The sequence below is a fragment of the Escherichia sp. WS1265 genome (assembly GCF_046487585.1).
In the GTDB taxonomy this organism is placed as follows: Bacteria; Pseudomonadota; Gammaproteobacteria; order Enterobacterales; family Enterobacteriaceae; genus Escherichia; species Escherichia coli.
On sequence record NZ_JBJQJE010000013.1, the window covers coordinates 23,908 to 45,351 of the forward strand.

Sequence of the window (21,444 nt, forward strand, 5' to 3'; positions counted from 1 at the left end):
GAGACGCCTTCCCGAAATTTTGCAACGTCCTGCAACGGCGTAAATAGTCCGGAAGATGCGCCGAAGAAATAGAAACTGGCCCTCGTCTTTTTTTCTCCTCGCCCCATACTGCCGGCATGAAAACACAACGTGGTTATACGCTGATTGAAACGCTGGTCGCGATGCTGATTTTGGTCATGCTAAGCGCAAGTGGACTCTATGGCTGGCAATATTGGCAGCAGTCGCAACGGCTTTGGCAAACCGCCAGCCAGGCGCGGGACTATTTGCTCTATTTACGTGAAGATGCCAACTGGCATAACCGCGACTACAGTATCAGTGTTATCAGGGAGGGGACGTTATGGTGCCTTGTGAGTTCCGTTGCTGGGGCGAATACCTGTCATGGCAGTTCACCATTGGTCTTTGTGCCACGCTGGCCCGAAGTCGAAATGAGCGATCTGACACCTTCGCTTGCTTTCTTTGGCCTGCGCAATACCGCATGGGCCGGGCATATTCGCTTCAAAAACTCAACGGGCGAGTGGTGGCTGGTGGTTTCGCCGTGGGGAAGACTCCGGCTTTGTCAGCAAGGAGAAACAGAAGGATGCCTGTAAAAGAGCAAGGTTTTTCTCTGCTGGAAGTGTTGATTGCTATGGCGATCAGTAGCGTATTGTTGCTGGGGGCGGCACGCTTTCTGCCTGCGTTACAGCGTGAAAGTTTAACGAGCACCCGTAAGCTGGCGCTGGAAGATGAAATCTGGCTGCGGGTATTTACCGTCGCGAAGCATCTCCAGAGGGCGGGTTATTGTCATGGCAGCTGTACCGGCGAAGGGCTGGAAATTGTCGGACAGGGTGACTGTATCATTGTGCAGTGGGATGCGAACAGTAACGGTATCTGGGATCGCGAACCGGTAAAAGAGTCCGACCAGATTGGATTTCGTCTGAAGGAGCATGTGCTGGAAACGCTACGCGGTGCGACATCCTGTGAAGGTAAGGGCTGGGATAAAGTCACTAATCCGGATGCCATCATTATCGACACTTTTCAGGTTACCCGACAGGATGTCAGCGGTTTCTCGCCGGTGTTGACGGTTAATATGCACGCTGCCAGCAAGGCTGATCCGCAAACCGTGGTGGATGCCAGCTATAGCGTGACAGGATCCAACCTGTGAACCGCGAAAAGGGTGTTTCATCACTGGCTCTGGTCCTGATGCTGCTGATTTTGGGTAGCTTGCTATTACAAGGAATGAGCCAACAGGATCGCAGTTTTGCCTCTCGCGTGAGCATGGAAAGTCAGTCATTGCGCCGCCAGGCCATCGTTCAGTCGGCGCTGGAGTGGGGAAAAATGCACTCCTGGCAGACGCAGCCCGCAGTTCAGTGCTTACTGTATGCTGCCACCGGTGCCCGGGTTTGTCTGCGTTTATTGGCAGATAATGAGGCCTTATTGATTGCCGGTTATGAAGGCGTTTCGTTGTGGCGAACAGGCGAAGTCATCGATGGAAACATTGTTTTTTCGCCACGCGGCTGGAGCGATTTTTGTCCGCTGAAAGAGGGGGCGTTATGTCAGTTTCCCTGAAGAATCAACAAGGCTTTAGCCTCCCGGAGGTGATGTTGGCAATGGTGCTGATGGTGATGATTGTCACTGCGTTATCGGGTTTCCAGCGAACATTAATGAACAGTCTTGCCAGCAGAAACCAGTACCAACAGCTCTGGCGGCATGGCTGGCAGCAAACGCAACTGCGTGCGATTTCGCCACCTGCCAACTGGCAGGTCAACCGAATGCAGACATCGCAAGCGGGATGTGTCAGCATCAGCGTTACGCTAGTTTCACCCGGGGGCAGAGAAGGCGAGATGACCCGCCTGCATTGCCCGAATCGTCAGTAGTCAGGAGCCGCTATGTTAAGGGTCTACCATTCCAATCGTCTGGACGTGCTGGAAGCGTTGATGGAGTTTATTGTCGAACGCGAACGGCTGGACGATCCTTTCGAACCAGAGATGATTCTGGTGCAAAGTACCGGTATGGCGCAGTGGCTGCAAATGACCCTGTCGCAAAAGTTTGGTATTGCGGCAAACATTGATTTTCCGCTGCCAGCGAGCTTTATCTGGGATATGTTCGTCCGGGTGTTACCGGAAATCCCCAAAGAGAGCGCCTTTAACAAACAGAGTATGAGCTGGAAACTGATGACTCTGCTGCCGCAACTGTTGGAGCGCGAAGACTTTACCCTGTTGCGGCATTATCTGACTGACGATAGCGACAAGCGAAAACTGTTCCAGCTTTCTTCAAAAGCGGCGGACCTGTTTGACCAGTATCTGGTCTATCGTCCGGACTGGCTGGCACAGTGGGAAACAGGACATTTGGTTGAAGGGCTGGGAGAAGCACAGGCCTGGCAAGCGCCGTTGTGGAAGGCGTTGGTGGAATATACCCATCAACTCGGGCAACCGCGCTGGCACCGCGCCAATCTTTATCAGCGCTTTATCGAAACGCTGGAGTCCGCGACGACCTGCCCGCCGGGGTTACCTTCGCGCGTCTTTATATGCGGTATTTCCGCGTTACCGCCTGTTTATCTCCAGGCGCTACAGGCGCTGGGTAAACATATTGAAATCCATCTCCTGTTTACCAACCCCTGCCGTTATTACTGGGGCGACATTAAAGATCCTGCTTATCTGGCGAAACTGCTGACTCGCCAGCGCCGACACAGTTTTGAAGATCGCGAATTACCGCTATTTCGCGACAGCGAAAATGCCGGACAGCTCTTTAACAGCGATGGTGAACAGGATGTCGGCAACCCGCTGCTGGCATCATGGGGCAAGCTTGGGCGCGACTACATTTATCTCCTTTCTGATCTGGAGAGCAGCCAGGAGCTGGATGCTTTTGTCGATGTTACGCCAGATAACCTGCTGCATAACATTCAGTCTGACATTCTGGAACTGGAAAACCGCGCCGTTGCTGGTGTAAACATCGAAGAGTTTTCCCGTAGCGATAACAAACGCCCGCTTGATCCACTGGATAGCAGTATCACCTTTCACGTTTGCCATAGCCCGCAGCGCGAAGTTGAAGTTTTACACGATCGCCTGCTGGCGATGCTGGAGGAAGACCCGACACTCACTCCGCGCGACATCATCGTGATGGTGGCCGACATCGACAGCTACAGTCCGTTTATTCAGGCTGTGTTTGGTAGCGCACCTGCGGATCGTTACCTGCCTTACGCCATTTCCGACCGTCGGGCGCGGCAGTCACATCCGGTACTGGAAGCGTTTATCAGCCTGTTATCGTTGCCAGACAGCCGCTTTGTGTCGGAGGATGTGCTGGCGCTGCTGGATGTGCCGGTGCTGGCGGCGCGGTTTGACATCACCGAAGAAGGGCTGCGTTATTTACGCCAGTGGGTCAACGAATCCGGCATTCGTTGGGGGATAGATGACGACAACGTTCGCGAGCTGGAACTCCCCGCCACCGGACAACACACCTGGCGGTTTGGCCTGACGCGTATGTTGCTGGGCTACGCGATGGAGAGCGCGCAGGGCGAGTGGCAATCGGTTCTACCTTATGATGAATCGAGCGGCTTAATTGCAGAACTGGTGGGGCATCTGGCTTCACTGCTAATGCAGCTAAACATCTGGCGTCGCGGGCTGGCGCAGGAGCGTCCGCTGGAAGAGTGGTTGCCGGTTTGTCGCGATATGCTCAACGCCTTCTTCCTGCCGGATGCGGAAGCCGAAGCGGCGATGACGCTGATCGAACAACAATGGCAGGCGATTATCGCCGAAGGTTTAGGTGCGCAGTATGGCGACGCGGTGCCGCTGTCACTATTGCGTTATGAACTGGCACAGCGCCTGGATCAGGAACGTATCAGCCAGCGTTTTCTCGCCGGACCGGTTAACATTTGTACTCTGATGCCAATGCGTTCCATCCCATTCAAAGTGGTTTGCCTGCTGGGAATGAACGACGGCGTTTATCCACGCCAGCTTGCGCCATTGGGCTTTGACCTGATGAGCCAGAAACCGAAGCGTGGCGACCGTAGCCGTCGCGATGACGACCGCTATCTGTTCCTGGAAGCGTTAATTTCCGCGCAGCAAAAACTCTATATCAGCTATATCGGGCGTTCCATTCAGGATAACAGTGAACGTTTCCCGTCGGTACTGGTGCAGGAACTGATCGACTACATCGGGCAAAGTCATTATCTACCGGGCGATGAAGCGCTCAACTGTGATGAAAGCGAGGCAAGGGTAAAAGCGCATCTTACTTGCCTCCATACCCGGATGCCGTTTGATCCGCAAAACTACCAGCCAGGCGAACGACAAAGCTATGCTCGTGAATGGCTACCTGCGGCCAGCCAGGCTGGTAAAGCACATTCTGAATTTGTTCAGCCGCTGCCGTTTACCTTACCGGAAACCGTGCCGCTGGAAACGCTACAACGATTCTGGGCACATCCGGTACGGGCGTTCTTCCAGATGCGTTTGCAGGTGAACTTCCGTACTGAAGACAGCGAAATCCCCGACACCGAGCCATTTATTCTGGAAGGGCTTAGCCGTTATCAAATCAATCAGCAGTTATTGAATGCACTGGTTGAGCAGGATGATGCCGAACGCTTGTTCCGCCGCTTCCGGGCGGCGGGGGATTTACCGTATGGCGCTTTTGGTGAAATTTTCTGGGAAACACAGTGCCAGGAGATGCAGCAGCTTGCCGACAGAGTCATTGCCTGTCGCCAGCCGGGGCAGAGTATGGAAATTGATCTCGCCTGCAACGGTGTGCAGATAACTGGCTGGTTGCCGCAGGTGCAGCCGGATGGCCTGTTGCGCTGGCGTCCCTCTTTATTAAGTGTGGCGCAGGGAATGCAACTTTGGCTGGAACACCTTGTCTACTGTGCCAGCGGTGGTAATGGTGAAAGTCGCCTTTTTCTACGCAAAGACGGCGAGTGGCGTTTTCCGCCGCTTGCAGCCGAACAGGCTTTGCATTACCTCTCACAACTGATTGAGGGGTATCGTGAGGGAATGTCCGCGCCATTGCTGGTGTTACCTGAAAGTGGCGGCGCGTGGCTAAAAACCTGTTATGACGCGCAAAACGATGCCATGCTGGATGACGATTCCACGTTACAAAAAGCCCGTACGAAATTCCTTCAGGCTTACGAAGGCAACATGATGGTGCGTGGCGAAGGTGATGATATCTGGTATCAACGGCTCTGGCGGCAATTAACACCAGAGACAATGGAGGCCATCGTTGAACAGTCGCAACGTTTCCTGTTACCGCTGTTTCGCTTTAATCAGTCATGAGTGCTGTATAAAAATTGCGCAATATATCTGCTTGCTTTATGATGCGCACCAGTCACGGACTGATGGATATATAGACATAGGCTGACTCGTGCAGCACAAGATTAAATTCTGGCAGATGATTTGCGTTAACCTGTTGAATCTGGCCAGAAAATAAAGTTGATTATGAGGTCCGTGAATGCCCAGCAGCACCTGGTTCAAAGCATTATTGTTGTTTGTTGCCCTTTGGGCACCCTTAAGTCAGGCAGAAACGGGATGGCAGCCGATTCAGGAAACCATCCGTAAAAGTGATAAAGATAACCGCCAGTATCAGGCTATACGTCTGGATAACGGTATGGTGGTCTTGCTGGTTTCTGATCCGCAGGCGGTTAAATCGCTCTCGGCGCTGGTGGTGCCCGTTGGGTCGCTGGAAGATCCCGAGGCGTACCAGGGGCTGGCACATTACCTTGAACATATGAGTCTGATGGGGTCGAAAAAGTACCCGCAGGCTGACAGTCTGTCCGAATATCTCAAAATGCACGGCGGCAGTCACAATGCCAGCACGGCACCGTATCGCACGGCTTTCTATCTGGAAGTTGAGAACGACGCCTTGCCCGGTGCGGTAGACCGCCTGGCGGACGCTATTGCAGAACCCTTGCTCGACAAGAAATACGCCGAACGTGAACGTAATGCAGTGAATGCCGAATTAACCATGGCGCGTACGCGTGACGGGATGCGCATGGCACAGGTCAGCGCAGAAACCATTAACCCGGCACACCCCGGTTCAAAGTTTTCTGGTGGTAACCTCGAAACTTTAAGCGACAAACCCGGAAATCCGGTACAGCAGGCGCTGAAAGATTTCCACGAGAAGTACTATTCCGCCAATCTGATGAAGGCGGTTATTTACAGCAATAAACCGCTGCCGGAGTTGGCAAAAATGGCGGCGGACACCTTTGGTCGCGTGCCGAACAAAGAGAGCAAAAAACCGGAAATCACCGTGCCGGTAGTCACCGACGCGCAAAAGGGCATTATCATTCATTACGTCCCGGCGCTGCCGCGTAAAGTTCTGCGCGTTGAGTTTCGCATCGATAACAATTCAGCGAAGTTCCGTAGTAAAACGGATGAATTGATTACCTATCTGATCGGTAATCGCAGCCCAGGTACACTTTCTGACTGGCTGCAAAAGCAGGGATTAGTTGAGGGCATTAGCGCCAATTCCGATCCTATCGTCAACGGCAACAGCGGCGTATTAGCGATCTCTGCGTCTTTAACCGATAAAGGTCTGGCGAATCGCGATCAGGTTGTGGCGGCCATTTTTAGCTACCTCAATCTGTTACGCGAAAAAGGGATTGATAAACAATACTTCGATGAACTGGCGAATGTGCTGGATATCGACTTTCGTTATCCGTCAATCACCCGTGATATGGATTACGTCGAATGGCTGGCAGATACCATGATTCGCGTTCCTGTTGAGCATACGCTGGATGCAGTCAATATTGCCGATCGGTACGACGCTAAAGCAGTAAAAGAACGCCTGGCGATGATGACGCCGCAGAATGCGCGTATCTGGTATATCAGCCCGAAAGAGCCGCACAACAAAACGGCTTACTTTGTCGATGCGCCGTATCAGGTCGATAAAATTAGCGCACAAACTTTCGCTGACTGGCAGAAAAAAGCCGCCGACATTGCGCTCTCTTTGCCAGAGCTTAACCCCTATATTCCTGACGATTTCTCGCTGATTAAGTCAGAGAAGAAATATGACCATCCAGAGCTTATTGTTGATGAGTCGAATCTGCGTGTGGTCTATGCGCCAAGCCGTTATTTTTCCAGCGAACCCAAAGCTGATGTCAGCCTGATTTTGCGTAATCCGAAAGCCATGGATAGCGCCCGCAATCAGGTGATGTTTGCGCTCAATGATTATCTCGCAGGGCTGGCGCTTGATCAGTTAAGCAACCAGGCGTCGGTTGGTGGCATAAGTTTTTCCACCAATGCTAACAACGGCCTTATGGTTAATGCCAATGGTTACACCCAGCGCCTGCCGCAGCTGTTCCAGGCTCTGCTGGAGGGCTACTTTAGCTATACCGCTACGGAAGATCAGCTTGAGCAGGCGAAGTCCTGGTATAACCAGATGATGGATTCCGCAGAAAAGGGCAAAGCGTTCGAGCAGGCGATTATGCCCGCGCAGATGCTCTCGCAAGTGCCGTACTTCTCGCGAGATGAACGGCGCAAAATTTTGCCTTCAATCACTTTGAAAGAGGTGCTGGCCTATCGCGACGCCTTAAAATCAGGGGCTCGACCAGAGTTTATGGTTATTGGCAACATGACCGAAGCCCAGGCAACAACGCTGGCACGCGATGTGCAAAAACAGTTGGGCGCTGATGGTTCGGAGTGGTGTCGTAACAAAGATGTCGTGGTCGATAAAAAACAATCTGTCATCTTTGAAAAAGCCGGTAACAGCACCGACTCCGCACTGGCAGCGGTATTTGTACCGACTGGCTACGATGAATACACCAGCTCAGCCTATAGCTCTCTGTTGGGGCAGATCGTACAGCCGTGGTTCTACAATCAGTTGCGTACCGAAGAACAGTTGGGCTATGCCGTGTTTGCGTTTCCAATGAGCGTGGGGCGTCAGTGGGGCATGGGCTTCCTGTTGCAAAGCAATGATAAACAGCCTTCATTCTTGTGGGAGCGTTACAAGGCGTTTTTCCCAACCGCAGAGGCAAAATTGCGGACGATGAAGCCAGAAGAGTTTGCGCAAATCCAGCAGGCGGTAATAACCCAGATGCTGCAGGCACCGCAAACGCTCGGCGAAGAAGCATCGAAGTTAAGTAAAGATTTCGATCGCGGCAATATGCGCTTCGATTCGCGTGATAAAATCGTGGCCCAGATAAAACTGCTGACGCCGCAAAAACTTGCTGATTTCTTCCATCAGGCGGTGGTCGAGCCGCAAGGCATGGCTATTCTGTCGCAGATTTCCGGCAGCCAGAACGGGAAAGCCGAATATGTGCATCCTGAAGGCTGGAAAGTGTGGGAGAACGTCAGCGCGTTGCAGCAAACAATGCCCCTGATGAGTGAAAAGAATGAGTGATGTCGCCGAGACACTAGATCCTTTGCGCTTGCCCTTACAGGGCGAGCGCCTGATTGAAGCCTCTGCCGGCACAGGCAAAACCTTTACGATTGCGGCGCTCTATTTGCGCCTGTTACTTGGACTAGGCGGTTCTGCCGCCTTTCCCCGCCCGCTGACCGTTGAAGAACTGCTGGTGGTCACCTTTACCGAGGCTGCCACGGCAGAATTGCGCGGTCGTATCCGTAGCAATATCCACGAGTTGCGCATCGCCTGTCTGCGTGAAACCACCGACAATCCACTGTACGAACGCCTGCTGGAAGAGATCGACGATAAAGCGCAAGCCGCGCAGTGGTTGTTGTTAGCCGAACGGCAGATGGATGAAGCGGCAGTCTTTACTATTCACGGTTTTTGCCAGCGCATGCTCAACCTGAATGCCTTTGAATCCGGCATGCTGTTTGAGCAGCAGCTGATTGAAGATGAGTCTCTGCTACGTTACCAGGCCTGCGCCGATTTCTGGCGTCGCCACTGCTACCCGCTGCCGCGTGAAATTGCCCAGGTGGTCTTTGAAACCTGGAAAGGGCCGCAGGCGTTGCTGCGCGATATTAATCGTTATCTGCAAGGCGAAGCACCGGTTATCAAAGCACCGCCGCCCGATGATGAAACGCTGGCTTCCCGCCACGCGCAAATTGTGGCGCGTATCGACGCCGTAAAACAGCAGTGGCGCGACGCAGTGGGTGAACTGGATGCGCTGATCGAATCTTCTGGTATTGATCGACGCAAGTTTAACCGTAGCAATCAGGCTAAATGGATCGACAAGATCAGCGCCTGGGCAGAAGAAGAGACCAACAGTTATCAGTTACCGGAGTCGCTGGAAAAATTCTCTCAGCGTTTCTTAGAAGATCGCACGAAAGCCGGGGGGGAAACCCCGCGACATCCACTGTTTGAGGCGATCGATCAACTGCTTGCAGAACCATTGTCGATCCGTGATCTGGTGATCACCCGCGCATTGGCTGAGATCCGCGAAACAGTAGCGCGTGAAAAACGCCGCCGTGGCGAATTGGGTTTTGATGATATGTTAAGTCGGCTCGATTCCGCGCTGCGTAGCGAAAGCGGCGAGGTGTTGGCAGCGGCGATCCGTACGCGATTCCCGGTGGCAATGATCGATGAATTTCAGGATACCGACCCCCAGCAGTACCGAATTTTTCGCCGTATCTGGCACCATCAGCCGGAAACCGCATTGTTGCTGATTGGCGACCCGAAACAGGCCATATATGCATTCCGGGGTGCGGATATCTTCACTTATATGAAGGCGCGTAGCGAAGTTCACGCCCACTACACTTTAGACACCAACTGGCGCTCCGCACCAGGAATGGTGAACAGTGTGAACAAGCTTTTCAGCCAGACTGATGACGCTTTCATGTTTCGCGAAATACCGTTTATTCCAGTGAAATCAGCTAGGAAAAATCAGGCGTTACGTTTTGTATTTAAAGGTGAAACGCAGCCTGCGATGAAAATGTGGCTGATGGAAGGCGAAAGCTGCGGCGTTGGCGACTATCAAAGTACCATGGCGCAGGTATGTGCTGCGCAAATCCGCGACTGGCTACAAGCCGGACAGCGGGGCGAAGCGTTGCTGATGAACGGCGACGAAGCGCGTCCGGTGCGTGCTTCGGACATCAGCGTGCTGGTGCGCAGCCGCCAGGAGGCCGCTCAGGTGCGCGATGCCTTAACGCTGCTGGAAATCCCTTCCGTTTACCTTTCGAACCGCGACAGTGTTTTTGAAACTCTGGAAGCGCAGGAGATGCTTTGGCTGTTGCAGGCGGTGATGACGCCCGAACGTGAGAACACCCTGCGCAGTGCGCTGGCAACGTCAATGATGGGGCTGAATGCGCTGAATATTGAAACGCTGAATAATGACGAACATGCGTGGGATGCGGTAGTCGAAGAGTTCGATGGTTATCGGCAAATCTGGCGCAAACGTGGCGTTATGCCGATGCTGCGGGCGCTGATGTCGGCGCGTAACATTGCAGAAAACTTGCTGGCAACGGCAGGCGGTGAGCGGCGTCTTACCGATATCTTGCATATCAGCGAATTGCTACAAGAAGCCGGAACGCAGCTGGAAAGTGAACATGCGCTGGTACGCTGGTTATCGCAACATATCCTCGAGCCAGACAGTAATGCCTCCAGCCAACAAATGCGCCTCGAAAGTGATAAACATCTGGTGCAGATTGTCACGATCCACAAATCGAAAGGGCTGGAATATCCATTGGTCTGGCTGCCGTTTATCACCAATTTCCGCGTCCAGGATCAGGCGTTTTATCACGATCGCCACTCGTTTGAGGCAGTTCTGGATCTTAATGCTGCGCCAGAAAGCGTCGACCTCGCGGAGGCCGAACGTCTGGCGGAAGATCTGCGTTTGCTTTACGTGGCGCTGACGCGTTCGGTTTGGCATTGCAGTCTCGGCGTTGCACCGCTGGTGCGCCGTCGTGGCGATAAAAAAGGTGATACCGACGTCCACCAAAGTGCGCTCGGGCGTTTGCTGCAAAAAGGGGAACCGCAAGATGCGGCAGGGCTTCGCACCTGTATTGAAGCGTTATGCGATGATGATATTGCCTGGCAAACGGCACAAACGGGTGATAACCAGCCCTGGCAGGTTAATGATGCTTTAACTGCAGAACTGAATGCGAGGACGCTACAACGATTGCCCGGCGATAACTGGCGTGTCACCAGCTACTCCGGTTTGCAGCAGCGTGGTCACGGTATCGCTCAGGATCTGATGCCACGGCTGGATGTTGATGCCGCAGGCGTGGTCAGCGTCGTTGAAGAACCGACGTTAACACCGCATCAGTTCCCGCGCGGTGCGTCACCAGGGACATTCTTGCACAGTTTGTTTGAAGACCTCGATTTTACCCAGTCGGTTGACCCGAACTGGGTACAGGAAAAACTGGAACTCGGCGGCTTTGAATCGCAGTGGGAACCAGTGTTGACCGAGTGGATCACGGCTGTCCTCCAGGCACCTCTCAATGAAACGGGTGTTAGCCTGAATCAACTTTCCGACCGCGATAAACAGGTGGAGATGGAGTTTTACCTGCCGATTAGTGAACCGCTCATCGCCAGCCAGCTTGATGCACTAATTCGCCAGTTTGATCCGCTATCCGCTGGCTGCCCGCCGCTGGAGTTCATGCAGGTACGCGGCATGTTAAAAGGCTTTATCGATCTGGTATTCCGCCACGAAGGGCGTTATTACCTGCTCGACTATAAATCCAACTGGCTGGGTGAAGACAGTTCGGCTTACACCCAACAGGCTATGGCAGCGGCAATGCAGGCGCACCGCTATGATCTGCAATATCAGCTTTATACCCTGGCGCTGCACCGTTATCTGCGCCATCGCATTGCTGATTACGACTATGAGCGCCACTTTGGCGGCGTTATTTATCTGTTCCTGCGTGGTGTTGATAAAGAACATCCGCAACAGGGGATTTACACAACCCGACCCAACGCCGGGTTGATTGACCTGATGGATGAGATGTTTGCCGGTATGACCCTGGAGAAGGCGTAATGAAATTGCAAAAGCAATTACTGGAAGCTGTGGAGCACAAACAGCTACGCCCGCTGGACGTGCAGTTTGCCCTGACCGTGGCGGGAGATGAACATCCTGCCGTCACCCTCGCGGCAGCCCTGTTAAGCCACGACGCCGGAGAAGGGCATGTCTGTTTACCGCTCTCACGACTGGAAAATAACGAGGCGTCGCATCCGCTGTTGGCGACCTGTGTCAGTGAAATCGGTGAGTTACAAAATTGGGAAGAATGCTTGCTGGCTTCACAAGCGGTCAGCCGGGGAGATGAACCAACGCCGATGATCCTCTGTGGTGATCGTCTTTATTTGAATCGCATGTGGTGTAACGAGCGCACAGTGGCACGCTTTTTCAACGAAGTGAATCATGCCATTGAGGTTGATGAAGCTCTACTGGCGCAAACCCTGGACAAACTTTTTCCAGTAAGCGATGAAATTAACTGGCAAAAAGTTGCGGCGGCAGTGGCGCTGACGCGGCGGATCTCGGTGATTTCCGGCGGCCCTGGCACCGGTAAAACGACCACCGTAGCGAAGTTGCTGGCAGCGTTAATTCAAATGGCCGACGGCGAACGCTGCCGTATCCGTCTGGCTGCACCAACGGGTAAAGCTGCCGCGCGCTTAACCGAATCTCTCGGCAAGGCTTTGCGACAGTTACCGCTGACCGATGAACAAAAGAAACGCATTCCGGAAGATGCCAGTACTTTGCACCGATTGCTGGGTGCACAGCCGGGTAGCCAGCGTTTACGTCATCATGCCGGTAACCCGCTGCATCTTGATGTGCTGGTGGTAGATGAAGCGTCAATGATCGATCTGCCGATGATGTCGAGACTGATAGACGCCTTGCCCGATCATGCGCGAGTGATCTTTCTCGGCGATCGTGATCAACTGGCCTCGGTTGAGGCTGGGGCTGTGCTGGGCGATATTTGTGCTTATGCCAATGCCGGCTTTACCGCCGAGCGTGCCGGGCAGCTAAGCCGCCTGACGGGAACTCACGTTCCGGCAGGAACTGGCACAGAAGCGGCATCTTTGCGCGACAGTCTCTGCCTGCTGCAAAAAAGCTATCGTTTCGGCAGCGATTCTGGCATTGGTCAGTTAGCTGCGGCGATCAACCGTGGTGATAAAACGGCAGTGAAAACCGTTTTTCAGCAGGATTTTTCTGATATCGAAAAACGGCTTTTACAGAGCGGCGAAGATTATATTGCGATGCTTGAGGAAGCTCTTGCGGGTTACGGACGTTATCTGGATCTGCTGCAAGCGCGTGCCGAGCCGGATTTAATCATTCAGGCGTTCAATGAGTACCAGCTTTTGTGCGCCCTGCGGGAAGGGCCGTTTGGCGTGGCTGGACTGAATGAGCGAATTGAGCAGTTTATGCAACAGAAGCGCAAAATTCATCGTAATCCGCACTCTCGTTGGTACGAAGGCCGACCGGTGATGATTGCCCGTAATGACAGCGCGCTTGGGTTGTTTAATGGCGATATCGGTATCGCTCTGGATCGTGGGCAGGGGACGCGCGTCTGGTTTGCGATGCCGGACGGCAATATTAAGTCTGTGCAACCGAGTCGCTTGCCAGAGCACGAAACGACGTGGGCGATGACGGTACATAAATCGCAGGGATCGGAGTTCGACCATGCGGCGTTGATTTTACCGAGCCAACGCACGCCGGTAGTAACACGAGAGCTGGTTTACACCGCGGTGACCCGCGCGCGTCGCCGTCTGTCGCTGTATGCCGATGAGCGCATATTAAGTGCGGCAATCGCCACGCGCACTGAGCGGCGCAGTGGTCTGGCGGCATTGTTTAGTTCGCGGGAATAAACGTAATTGCCTGATGCGACGCACGGGTGTTACGCATGTCGCATCCGGCGATTTTCATCGCTTACCCTAAATCCGCCATCAACACTTTGGATTTACGCTGGTAGTTGTACAACTGCTTTTTGCTCTCGGGCAGTAAATCAATATCCACTGGGGTAAATCCACGTTCCTGGAACCAGTGAATACTGCGCGTGGTCAGCACAAATAATTTGCTTAAGCCGCTCTGCTTCGCCTGAGCGGCAATGCGTTCCAGCAGAACCTCGCCCCGTGATGAACTGCGGTAATCCGGGTGAACTGCCACACAGGCCATTTCCCCAATCTTCTCTTCCGGGAACGGATAGAGCGCGGCGCAGGCAATAGTCGTGTTATCGCGCTGAATAATGGTGAATTTATCGATTTCCATCTCCAGCTGCTCGCGAGAACGGCGCACCAGAATACCTTGCTGCTCCAGCGGGCGAATCAACTCCAGAATACCGCCAATATCGTTGATTGTTGCGCGACGAATCTGCTCGGCGCTTTCCATCACAATCTGCGTACCGATACCGTCGCGTGAGAACAACTCTTGCAACAGCGCGCCATCTTCCTGATAACTGATTAAATGACAGCGACGCACGCCGCTGCGGCAGGCTTTCACTGCGCCACGCAAAAAGCGCACCGTACCGGAGTTGTAATCGCCTTTCTCTTCCTGGGCTTCTACCCGCGCTTGCGCTTCGTTAGGGAAAAGTTCGGAGACAATATCACCGTCGTCATTAGTGACGCCCTGGGAAGAGCAAAAACCAATCATCTTTTCAGCTTTCAGTTTGATGGCCAGTTGAGTGGCAATCTCTTCCGAGGTCAGATTAAAGCTCTCGCCAGTGACTGAAACAGCGACCGGCCCCATTAGCACTATTGCACCGCTGTCCAGTTGACGATGGATCGCGTCTTCATCAATCCGCCGGATACGCCCGCTATGGCAGTAATCCACGCCGTCATCGACGCCCAGCGGCTGGGCAATAATAAAATTGCCACTGACGACGTTGATATGCGCGCCCTGCAGCGGCGTGTTATTGAGACTCATCGACAGGCGAGCAGTAATATCCAGTTGCAATGTTCCCGCAGCCTGCTTCACCAGTTCCAATGTTTTGGCGTCGGTCACACGTATATTCTTGTGATACAGCGGTTCGTGGTGATGCGCAGCCAGATTTGCGTCGATCTGCGGACGTGCGCCATAGACTACCACCAGACGGATGCCGAGGCTGTGCAACAACCCGATATCATTAACGATACTGGAGAAATTCTCATGCTCAATGGCTTCACCGCCGAGCATGATGACAAACGTTTTTCCCCGGTGGGTATTGATATAGGGAACCGAATGGCGGAATCCCTCGACCAATTCGGTTTTACGTTCCTTTACCACGGCACACCTATTTGCATTATTATTCGAAATTATTGTATTTTTATTCTGTTTTTTCGCAGGGTGCAAGTGTAAATTTTATGCGAGAGCGACTTTTTTATCAGTAATGCCGTGAATATAAAAAGAATGTTTACCGTTTATTAGATGACAGATTATGCGTCTTTCGCTAAAGTTTCCGGTCAAATTAGTCGTTTACTTGTTACACAGCTTAGATTTCTTTTGCTCGGGAGAGGCATGTCAGGATCCAACACTGCAATCAGCCGTCGTCGTTTACTGCAAGGCGCGGGTGCCATGTGGCTATTGAGCGTAAGTCAGGTCAGTCTGGCTGCGGTCAGCCAGGTCGTGGCGGTGCGCGTCTGGCCTGCGTCCAGCTACACCCGCGTGACGGTAGAATCAAATCGTCAGCTGAAATATAAGCAGTTCGCGTTGAGTAACCCGGAACGCGTGGTGGTGGATATCGAAGATGTAAACCTGAACTCGGTACTCAAGGGGATGGCGGCACAAATTCGTGCAGACGACCCGTTCATTAAGTCGGCGCGCGTCGGGCAATTTGACCCGCAAACCGTACGCATGGTTTTTGAATTAAAGCAAAACGTAAAACCGCAGCTGTTTGCCCTTGCGCCGGTCGCCGGGTTTAAAGAGCGTCTGGTGATGGACCTCTATCCGGCCAATGCACAGGATATGCAGGACCCGCTGCTGGCGCTGCTGGAGGATTACAACAAAGGCGACCTCGAAAAGCAGGTGCCGCCAGCACAAAGTGGTCCACAACCGGGTAAAGCAGGGCGCGATCGTCCGATTGTCATTATGCTTGACCCTGGCCACGGTGGCGAAGACTCCGGTGCGGTGGGGAAATACAAAACGCGCGAAAAAGACGTGGTATTACAAATAGCTCGCCGTCTGCGCTCTCTGATCGAGAAAGAGGGCAATATGAAGGTGTACATGACGCGCAATGAAGACATCTTCATTCCGTTGCAAGTGCGCGTAGCAAAAGCCCAGAAACAGCGTGCCGACCTGTTTGTCTCTATCCATGCCGACGCCTTTACCAGTCGTCAGCCGAGCGGTTCCTCTGTGTTTGCGCTCTCAACCAAAGGTGCAACCAGTACTGCGGCAAAATATTTGGCACAAACCCAGAACGCCTCGGACTTGATTGGTGGCGTGAGCAAAAGCGGTGACCGCTATGTCGACCACACCATGTTCGATATGGTGCAGTCGCTGACCATTGCCGACAGCCTGAAGTTTGGTAAAGCGGTGCTGAATAAGCTCGGTAAAATCAACAAGCTGCATAAAAATCAAGTTGAACAGGCCGGGTTTGCCGTACTAAAGGCACCAGATATTCCCTCCATTCTGGTCGAAACGGCGTTTATCAGTAACGTTGAGGAAGAACGTAAACTGAAAACGGCGACTTTCCAGCAGGAAGTTGCGGAGTCTATTCTTGCGGGGATTAAAGCGTATTTTGCCGATGGGGCGACGCTGGCGAGAAGGGGATGATAAAAAGGCGCTGAATGGCGCTTTTTTTATGGGAGACCAGAAACAAAAAAACACCCGTTAGGGTGTTCAATAATTGGTTGCGGGGGCCGGATTTGAACCGACGACCTTCGGGTTATGAGCCCGACGAGCTACCAGGCTGCTCCACCCCGCGTCACCGTACTGCTTTTACTTCATCAAATTTTGATTGGTTGCGGGGGCCGGATTTGAACCGACGACCTTCGGGTTATGAGCCCGACGAGCTACCAGGCTGCTCCACCCCGCGTCACCGTACTGCTTTACTTCATCAAATTTTAATTGGTTGCGGGGGCCGGATTTGAACCGACGACCTTCGGGTTATGAGCCCGACGAGCTACCAGGCTGCTCCACCCCGCGTCCGTGGATGCGCACTATACTCCGCTCGCGTTTTCATGCAACCTTTTTTTTAACCCGATCACGGATTCGGCATGATTTTGAACAAAAACAAATCACTAAAGCCTATTTTTTGTGCAAAATTTGCGTCAGGGAGAGGCTGCTCATTTCATTAAACGCGGTGGTTTGTTATCTTCGTTGCGCCTTATTTTTTAACCTGAAGAAGAGAACAATGAAAGGACGTTGGGTAAAGTACCTTCTTATGGGCACGGTTGTGGCAATGCTTGCCGCCTGCTCTTCCAAACCAACCGATCGCGGACAGCAATATAAAGACGGGAAATTTACCCAGCCTTTCTCTCTGGTGAACCAGCCAGATGCCGTTGGCGCGCCGATTAACGCCGGTGATTTTGCCGAGCAAATTAATCATATTCGTAATTCGTCACCGCGTCTGTATGGCAACCAGAGTAATGTTTATAACGCGGTGCAAGAGTGGCTGCGCGCAGGCGGTGATACCCGCAATATGCGCCAGTTCGGCATTGATGCCTGGCAGATGGAAGGTGCCGACAACTATGGTAACGTGCAGTTTACAGGCTATTACACGCCGGTAATTCAGGCGCGCCATACCCGCCAGGGCGAGTTCCAGTATCCTATTTACCGTATGCCGCCAAAACGTGGTCGTCTGCCGTCTCGTGCGGAGATCTACGCGGGGGCATTGAGTGATAAATATATTCTCGCTTACAGTAACTCCCTGATGGATAACTTCATTATGGATGTGCAGGGTAGTGGGTATATCGACTTTGGTGATGGCAGTCCGCTTAACTTTTTCAGCTATGCAGGGAAAAACGGTCATGCATATCGCAGTATTGGTAAGGTGCTGATTGACCGTGGCGAAGTGAAAAAAGAAGATATGTCGATGCAGGCGATTCGTCACTGGGGTGAAACACACAGTGAAGCCGAGGTTCGCGAGCTGCTGGAACAGAACCCGTCTTTCGTCTTCTTTAAACCGCAATCTTTTGCACCGGTGAAAGGGGCAAGTGCGGTGCCGCTGGTTGGCCGTGCTTCTGTTGCCTCCGATCGTTCAATTATTCCGCCAGGTACTACCTTGCTGGCAGAAGTGCCGCTGCTGGATAATAACGGCAAATTTAACGGTCAGTATGAACTGCGTCTGATGGTGGCGCTGGATGTCGGTGGCGCAATCAAAGGCCAACACTTCGATATCTATCAAGGGATCGGGCCGGAAGCCGGGCACCGCGCAGGTTGGTACAACCACTATGGACGTGTCTGGGTGCTGAAAACGGCTCCGGGCGCAGGTAACGTCTTTAGCGGCTGATGTGATATTCTGTATGCCGTTTTTACGGATATGACAGGGTGAGGGATAACCTCGCCCTTTTTATTCTGAGGTGCTATGTCTGTGGTAATTAGTGATGCATGGCGTCAGCGTTTTGGTGGCACAGCGCGTCTGTATGGTGAAAAAGCGTTGCAACTGTTTGCTGACGCGCATATTTGTGTGGTTGGTATTGGCGGTGTCGGTTCCTGGGCGGCGGAAGCGCTGGCGCGCACAGGGATTGGCGCAATCACGCTTATCGATATGGATGATGTGTGCGTCACCAACACCAATCGGCAAATTCACGCTCTGCGCGATAACGTTGGGCTGGCAAAAGCGGAAGTTATGGCGGAGCGTATTCGCCAGATTAACCCGGAGTGCCGTGTAACGGTGGTGGATGATTTCGTGACGCCGGATAACGTAGCGCAGTATATGAGTGCCGGTTATTCGTACGTGATTGATGCCATTGATAGTGTACGGCCCAAAGCGGCGCTGATTGCTTATTGTCGGCGCAATAAAATCCCACTGGTCACAACCGGTGGCGCGGGTGGGCAGATTGACCCGACGCAGATTCAGGTTACCGATCTGGCGAAAACGATTCAGGACCCGCTGGCGGCGAAGTTGCGTGAGCGCCTGAAAAGCGATTTTGGCATAGTGAAAAACAGTAAAGGTAAGCTCGGCGTGGATTGCGTGTTCTCTACCGAAGCATTGGTGTACCCGCAGTCAGACGGTACGGTGTGTGCTATGAAAGCCACGGCGGAAGGGCCGAAGCGGATGGATTGTGCATCTGGATTTGGCGCGGCGACGATGGTGACCGCCACCTTTGGTTTTGTTGCGGTTTCTCATGCGCTGAAGAAGATGATGGCGAAAGCGGCCCGTCAGGGGTAAACAATCAGGTTGGATGCGACGCGAACGTCTTATCCGACCTGGTTCTGTGCTTAAACCTGCTTCGCCACAGCGATAATCGCCTCGCTTAACGCATTCAACCCCTGGCTGCGTGAGGCGCTAAGCTGCGCACGCAATCCCAGCTCATCAAACAATGCCAGCGGCGACTGTGCCTGCAATTCGGCGGCGGTTTTCCCCTCAACGGCAGTCAACAACACCGCCAGCAGGCCGCGCACAATGCGCCCTTCGCTGTCGCCAAAGAAGTGCATTTTACCGTTTTCAGCCACGGTATATCCCAGCCAGACGCGGTTTTCGCATCCGGCAATCTCTTTAGCCTGCGCTTTTAACTCGTCTGGCAAAGCCGGAAGCTGTTTCCCCAGCATGATCAACTGGCGATATTTATCTTCCCATTGCGTCAACGGTGCGAAGGTATTGCGTAACGTTTCTGCGGTTACGGTTGTGCCGAACGGATGTCCGGCGAATTGCGGGTTTGTCATTAATCCACCAATAATTCCAGCGCGCGGTCAACGGCATTCACCAGCGCATCCACATCACTCTTTGTATTATATGGCGCAAAAGAGGCGCGCAGTGTGCCGGTTACGCCTAATTCTGCCAGTAGCGGCTGAGCGCAATGCTGCCCGGCCCGCAGGGCAATACCGTACTCCGCCAGCAGCGTCACCATATCGCTGTGATGAACGCCAGCAAAATCAAAGGCCAGCAGGCTGGAATCCTGGCAGCGAAATGAGCGGAAGCCAGGACGTTTTGCCAGCGCATCTTCCGCCAGCGTTGCTAAGCTACGGCTCCAGCTTTCGGCCTGGTTGATATAGTAATCTGCCAGCCATTCCAGCGCCGCGCTTAATCCTATGACACCAGCGACATTTGGCGTTCCAGCTTCCAGTTTCCACGGCGCAGATTGAGTCGTGAAGCCGTCAAAACTCACTTCGTGAACCATTTTGCCGCCGCCCAGCCAGGGCGACATCGCTTCCAGCAGTTCTGATTTGCCATACAGCACGCCGATACCTGTCGGGCCATACAGTTTGTGACCTGAAAAAGCATAGAAATCAATATCCAGTTGCTGAACATCCGCGGGGAAATGCACTGCCCCCTGAGCACCATCAACCATCACCACCATCCCGGCTGAATGAGCAAAGGTAATCGCTCGCGCCAGATCCGGGCAACCGCCAGTGACGTTCGACATTTGTCCCAGAGCAAGAATTCGACTACGAGGTGTGATCAGTTCTGGCAACAAATCGACATCCGGCAATCGCTGCGCATTAAGCGGCAATTTCACCACTTTGGCTCCCGTTTGTTGGGCGACCATCAGCCAGGGGACGAGGTTGGCGTGGTGTTCTGCCACGCTGACAATAATCTCATCGCCCGGTTGCAGACGCGGACGGGCATAGCATTGCGCCACCATGTTGATGGATTCAGTGGTGCCGCGCGTCCAGACGATATTTTTGTCATCTGATGCATTCAGTAATTGCGCCACTTTCTCCCGCGCAGCTTCATAACGCGCGGTCAGGCGTTGGGCTTCGGCAAACTGGCTGCGATGGACGTTTCCGGCGCTCAGGCTGTAAAACTGTCGGGTGGCTTCAACCACGGCTTCAGGTTTAAGCGCGGTCGCGGCGCTGTCGAGATAGACGCCCGCATCCTGTAGCGCGGGAAACTGGGCGCGAAACTGCGCGGGATTAAAAACGTTCATGGTACTCCTCGGCTTGATGCACCGATCGTGACGCAAAATTCACTTTGATACAAGGAGAGTGCTAACCATCAGAATTATCTGGATATCCTGGCGAAGCCGCGTAAGTAACATATGCTGAATAGTGTTAGGCGTTAATTTTAGCCTGTTAATCAATACTATTAAGATTTATTAATCGCTTTAAGGAGAAGATGATGAAAAAGACTGCCGCAATTATTTCTGCCTGTATGCTGACTTTTGCCCTGAGCGCCTGTTCCGGTTCGAACTATGTGATGCACACCAATGACGGACGTACCATCGTCTCTGACGGCAAACCACAGACTGATAACGATACCGGTATGATTTCGTATAAAGACGCTAATGGCAACAAACAGCAGATCAACCGTACCGACGTGAAAGAGATGGTCGAACTGGATCAGTAATTCGCGATCGCAAGGTAAAAAAAAGCACCGCAATTAGGCGGTGCTACATTAATCACTATGGACAGACAGGGTAAATGTACAGGAAGTGAAAAAAGGTAGCTTTGCTACCATGGTCTGAATCGCAGACCAATTGCAAACACAACAACACAACATCACAACCGTAAGCCAAAAGTTCACCAGAACACGCATTCCGATAAAACTTTTCGTTCCGGCTCAGGAAGTGCCGCCA

Annotated in this window: 15 protein-coding genes and 3 tRNA genes; 12 read left to right on the forward strand and 6 right to left on the reverse strand. The window is 53.0% G+C overall.

The window, feature by feature from the left end; translation table 11 throughout:
* Window positions 1-116: 116 nt before the first annotated feature.
* The 8 genes from ACJHX3_RS14050 to recD all read left to right on the forward strand — a co-directional run bounded on the left by ACJHX3_RS14050 (window position 117) and on the right by recD (window position 13,659).
* Window positions 117-587, forward strand: a complete 471-nt coding sequence (locus ACJHX3_RS14050) for a prepilin peptidase-dependent protein (protein WP_094308514.1) — start codon at window positions 117-119, stop codon at window positions 585-587.
* The gene (locus ACJHX3_RS14055) at window positions 578-1,141 is read left to right on the forward strand and encodes a prepilin peptidase-dependent protein (protein WP_054496278.1); all 564 of its coding nucleotides are present in this window, start codon (window positions 578-580) and stop codon (window positions 1,139-1,141) included. The genes ACJHX3_RS14050 and ACJHX3_RS14055 overlap by 10 nt, the downstream gene beginning before the upstream one ends.
* Window positions 1,138-1,545, forward strand: coding sequence for a DUF2509 family protein (locus ACJHX3_RS14060; RefSeq protein WP_094308513.1), 408 nt, complete (start codon window positions 1,138-1,140; stop codon window positions 1,543-1,545). Before ACJHX3_RS14055 ends, ACJHX3_RS14060 begins: the two co-directional genes overlap by 4 nt.
* Window positions 1,530-1,853 (forward strand): prepilin-type N-terminal cleavage/methylation domain-containing protein, encoded by a 324-nt coding sequence (locus tag ACJHX3_RS14065; protein ID WP_083576219.1) that lies wholly within the window; start codon window positions 1,530-1,532, stop codon window positions 1,851-1,853. The genes ACJHX3_RS14060 and ACJHX3_RS14065 overlap by 16 nt, the downstream gene beginning before the upstream one ends.
* 12 nt (window positions 1,854-1,865) lie before the next feature.
* Entirely contained in the window at window positions 1,866-5,234 is a 3,369-nt protein-coding gene (recC, locus tag ACJHX3_RS14070) for an exodeoxyribonuclease V subunit gamma (protein WP_094308512.1), read from the forward strand.
* 175 nt (window positions 5,235-5,409) lie between these two features.
* Window positions 5,410-8,298, forward strand: a complete 2,889-nt coding sequence (gene ptrA, locus ACJHX3_RS14075) for a pitrilysin (RefSeq protein ID WP_094308511.1) — start codon at window positions 5,410-5,412, stop codon at window positions 8,296-8,298.
* Window positions 8,291-11,833: an exodeoxyribonuclease V subunit beta gene (recB, locus tag ACJHX3_RS14080; RefSeq protein ID WP_094308510.1), complete on the forward strand. Its 3,543-nt coding sequence runs from the start codon at window positions 8,291-8,293 to the stop codon at window positions 11,831-11,833. Before ptrA ends, recB begins: the two co-directional genes overlap by 8 nt.
* A complete protein-coding gene (recD, locus tag ACJHX3_RS14085) occupies window positions 11,833-13,659 on the forward strand; it encodes an exodeoxyribonuclease V subunit alpha (RefSeq protein ID WP_000775943.1) in 1,827 nt (608 codons plus the stop codon). Before recB ends, recD begins: the two co-directional genes overlap by 1 nt.
* 61 nt (window positions 13,660-13,720) lie before the next feature.
* On the opposite strand, the gene argA is transcribed toward recD, so the two are convergent.
* Window positions 13,721-15,052, reverse strand: a complete 1,332-nt coding sequence (gene argA, locus ACJHX3_RS14090) for an amino-acid N-acetyltransferase (protein ID WP_000237947.1) — start codon at window positions 15,050-15,052, stop codon at window positions 13,721-13,723.
* A 231-nt stretch (window positions 15,053-15,283) separates the two neighbouring features.
* Here argA and amiC point away from each other — a divergent pair, with 231 nt between their 5' ends.
* The gene (amiC, locus tag ACJHX3_RS14095) at window positions 15,284-16,537 is read left to right on the forward strand and encodes an N-acetylmuramoyl-L-alanine amidase AmiC (RefSeq protein ID WP_000016907.1); all 1,254 of its coding nucleotides are present in this window, start codon (window positions 15,284-15,286) and stop codon (window positions 16,535-16,537) included.
* 74 nt (window positions 16,538-16,611) lie between these two features.
* On the opposite strand, the gene ACJHX3_RS14100 is transcribed toward amiC, so the two are convergent.
* The 3 genes from ACJHX3_RS14100 to ACJHX3_RS14110 form a co-directional block, all read right to left on the reverse strand.
* Window positions 16,612-16,688 (reverse strand) — tRNA-Met (locus ACJHX3_RS14100).
* Between the two features lie 34 nt (window positions 16,689-16,722).
* Window positions 16,723-16,799, reverse strand: a tRNA-Met gene (locus tag ACJHX3_RS14105).
* Window positions 16,800-16,832: 33 nt separating this feature from the next.
* Window positions 16,833-16,909 (reverse strand) — tRNA-Met (locus ACJHX3_RS14110).
* Between the two features lie 208 nt (window positions 16,910-17,117).
* On the opposite strand from ACJHX3_RS14110, the gene mltA reads away from it, so the two are divergent.
* Entirely contained in the window at window positions 17,118-18,215 is a 1,098-nt protein-coding gene (mltA, locus tag ACJHX3_RS14115; protein ID WP_000678646.1) for a murein transglycosylase A, read from the forward strand.
* 75 nt (window positions 18,216-18,290) lie between these two features.
* Window positions 18,291-19,097: a tRNA cyclic N6-threonylcarbamoyladenosine(37) synthase TcdA gene (gene tcdA / locus ACJHX3_RS14120; protein WP_001559724.1), complete on the forward strand. Its 807-nt coding sequence runs from the start codon at window positions 18,291-18,293 to the stop codon at window positions 19,095-19,097.
* Window positions 19,098-19,147: 50 nt separating this feature from the next.
* Here the strand turns inward: tcdA and csdE are convergent, their stop codons facing one another.
* Both csdE and csdA read right to left on the reverse strand, forming a co-directional pair.
* Entirely contained in the window at window positions 19,148-19,591 is a 444-nt protein-coding gene (gene csdE, locus ACJHX3_RS14125) for a cysteine desulfurase sulfur acceptor subunit CsdE (RefSeq protein ID WP_000184262.1), read from the reverse strand.
* Window positions 19,591-20,796, reverse strand: coding sequence for a cysteine desulfurase CsdA (gene csdA / locus ACJHX3_RS14130; protein ID WP_094308508.1), 1,206 nt, complete (start codon window positions 20,794-20,796; stop codon window positions 19,591-19,593). Before csdA ends, csdE begins: the two co-directional genes overlap by 1 nt.
* Before the next feature lie 191 nt (window positions 20,797-20,987).
* Between csdA and ACJHX3_RS14135 the strand changes: the two genes are divergently transcribed.
* Window positions 20,988-21,215 carry a YgdI/YgdR family lipoprotein gene (locus ACJHX3_RS14135; protein ID WP_000750398.1) on the forward strand — a complete coding sequence of 76 codons (228 nt, stop codon included), beginning with the start codon at window positions 20,988-20,990 and terminating at the stop codon, window positions 21,213-21,215.
* Window positions 21,216-21,444 lie beyond the last annotated feature (229 nt).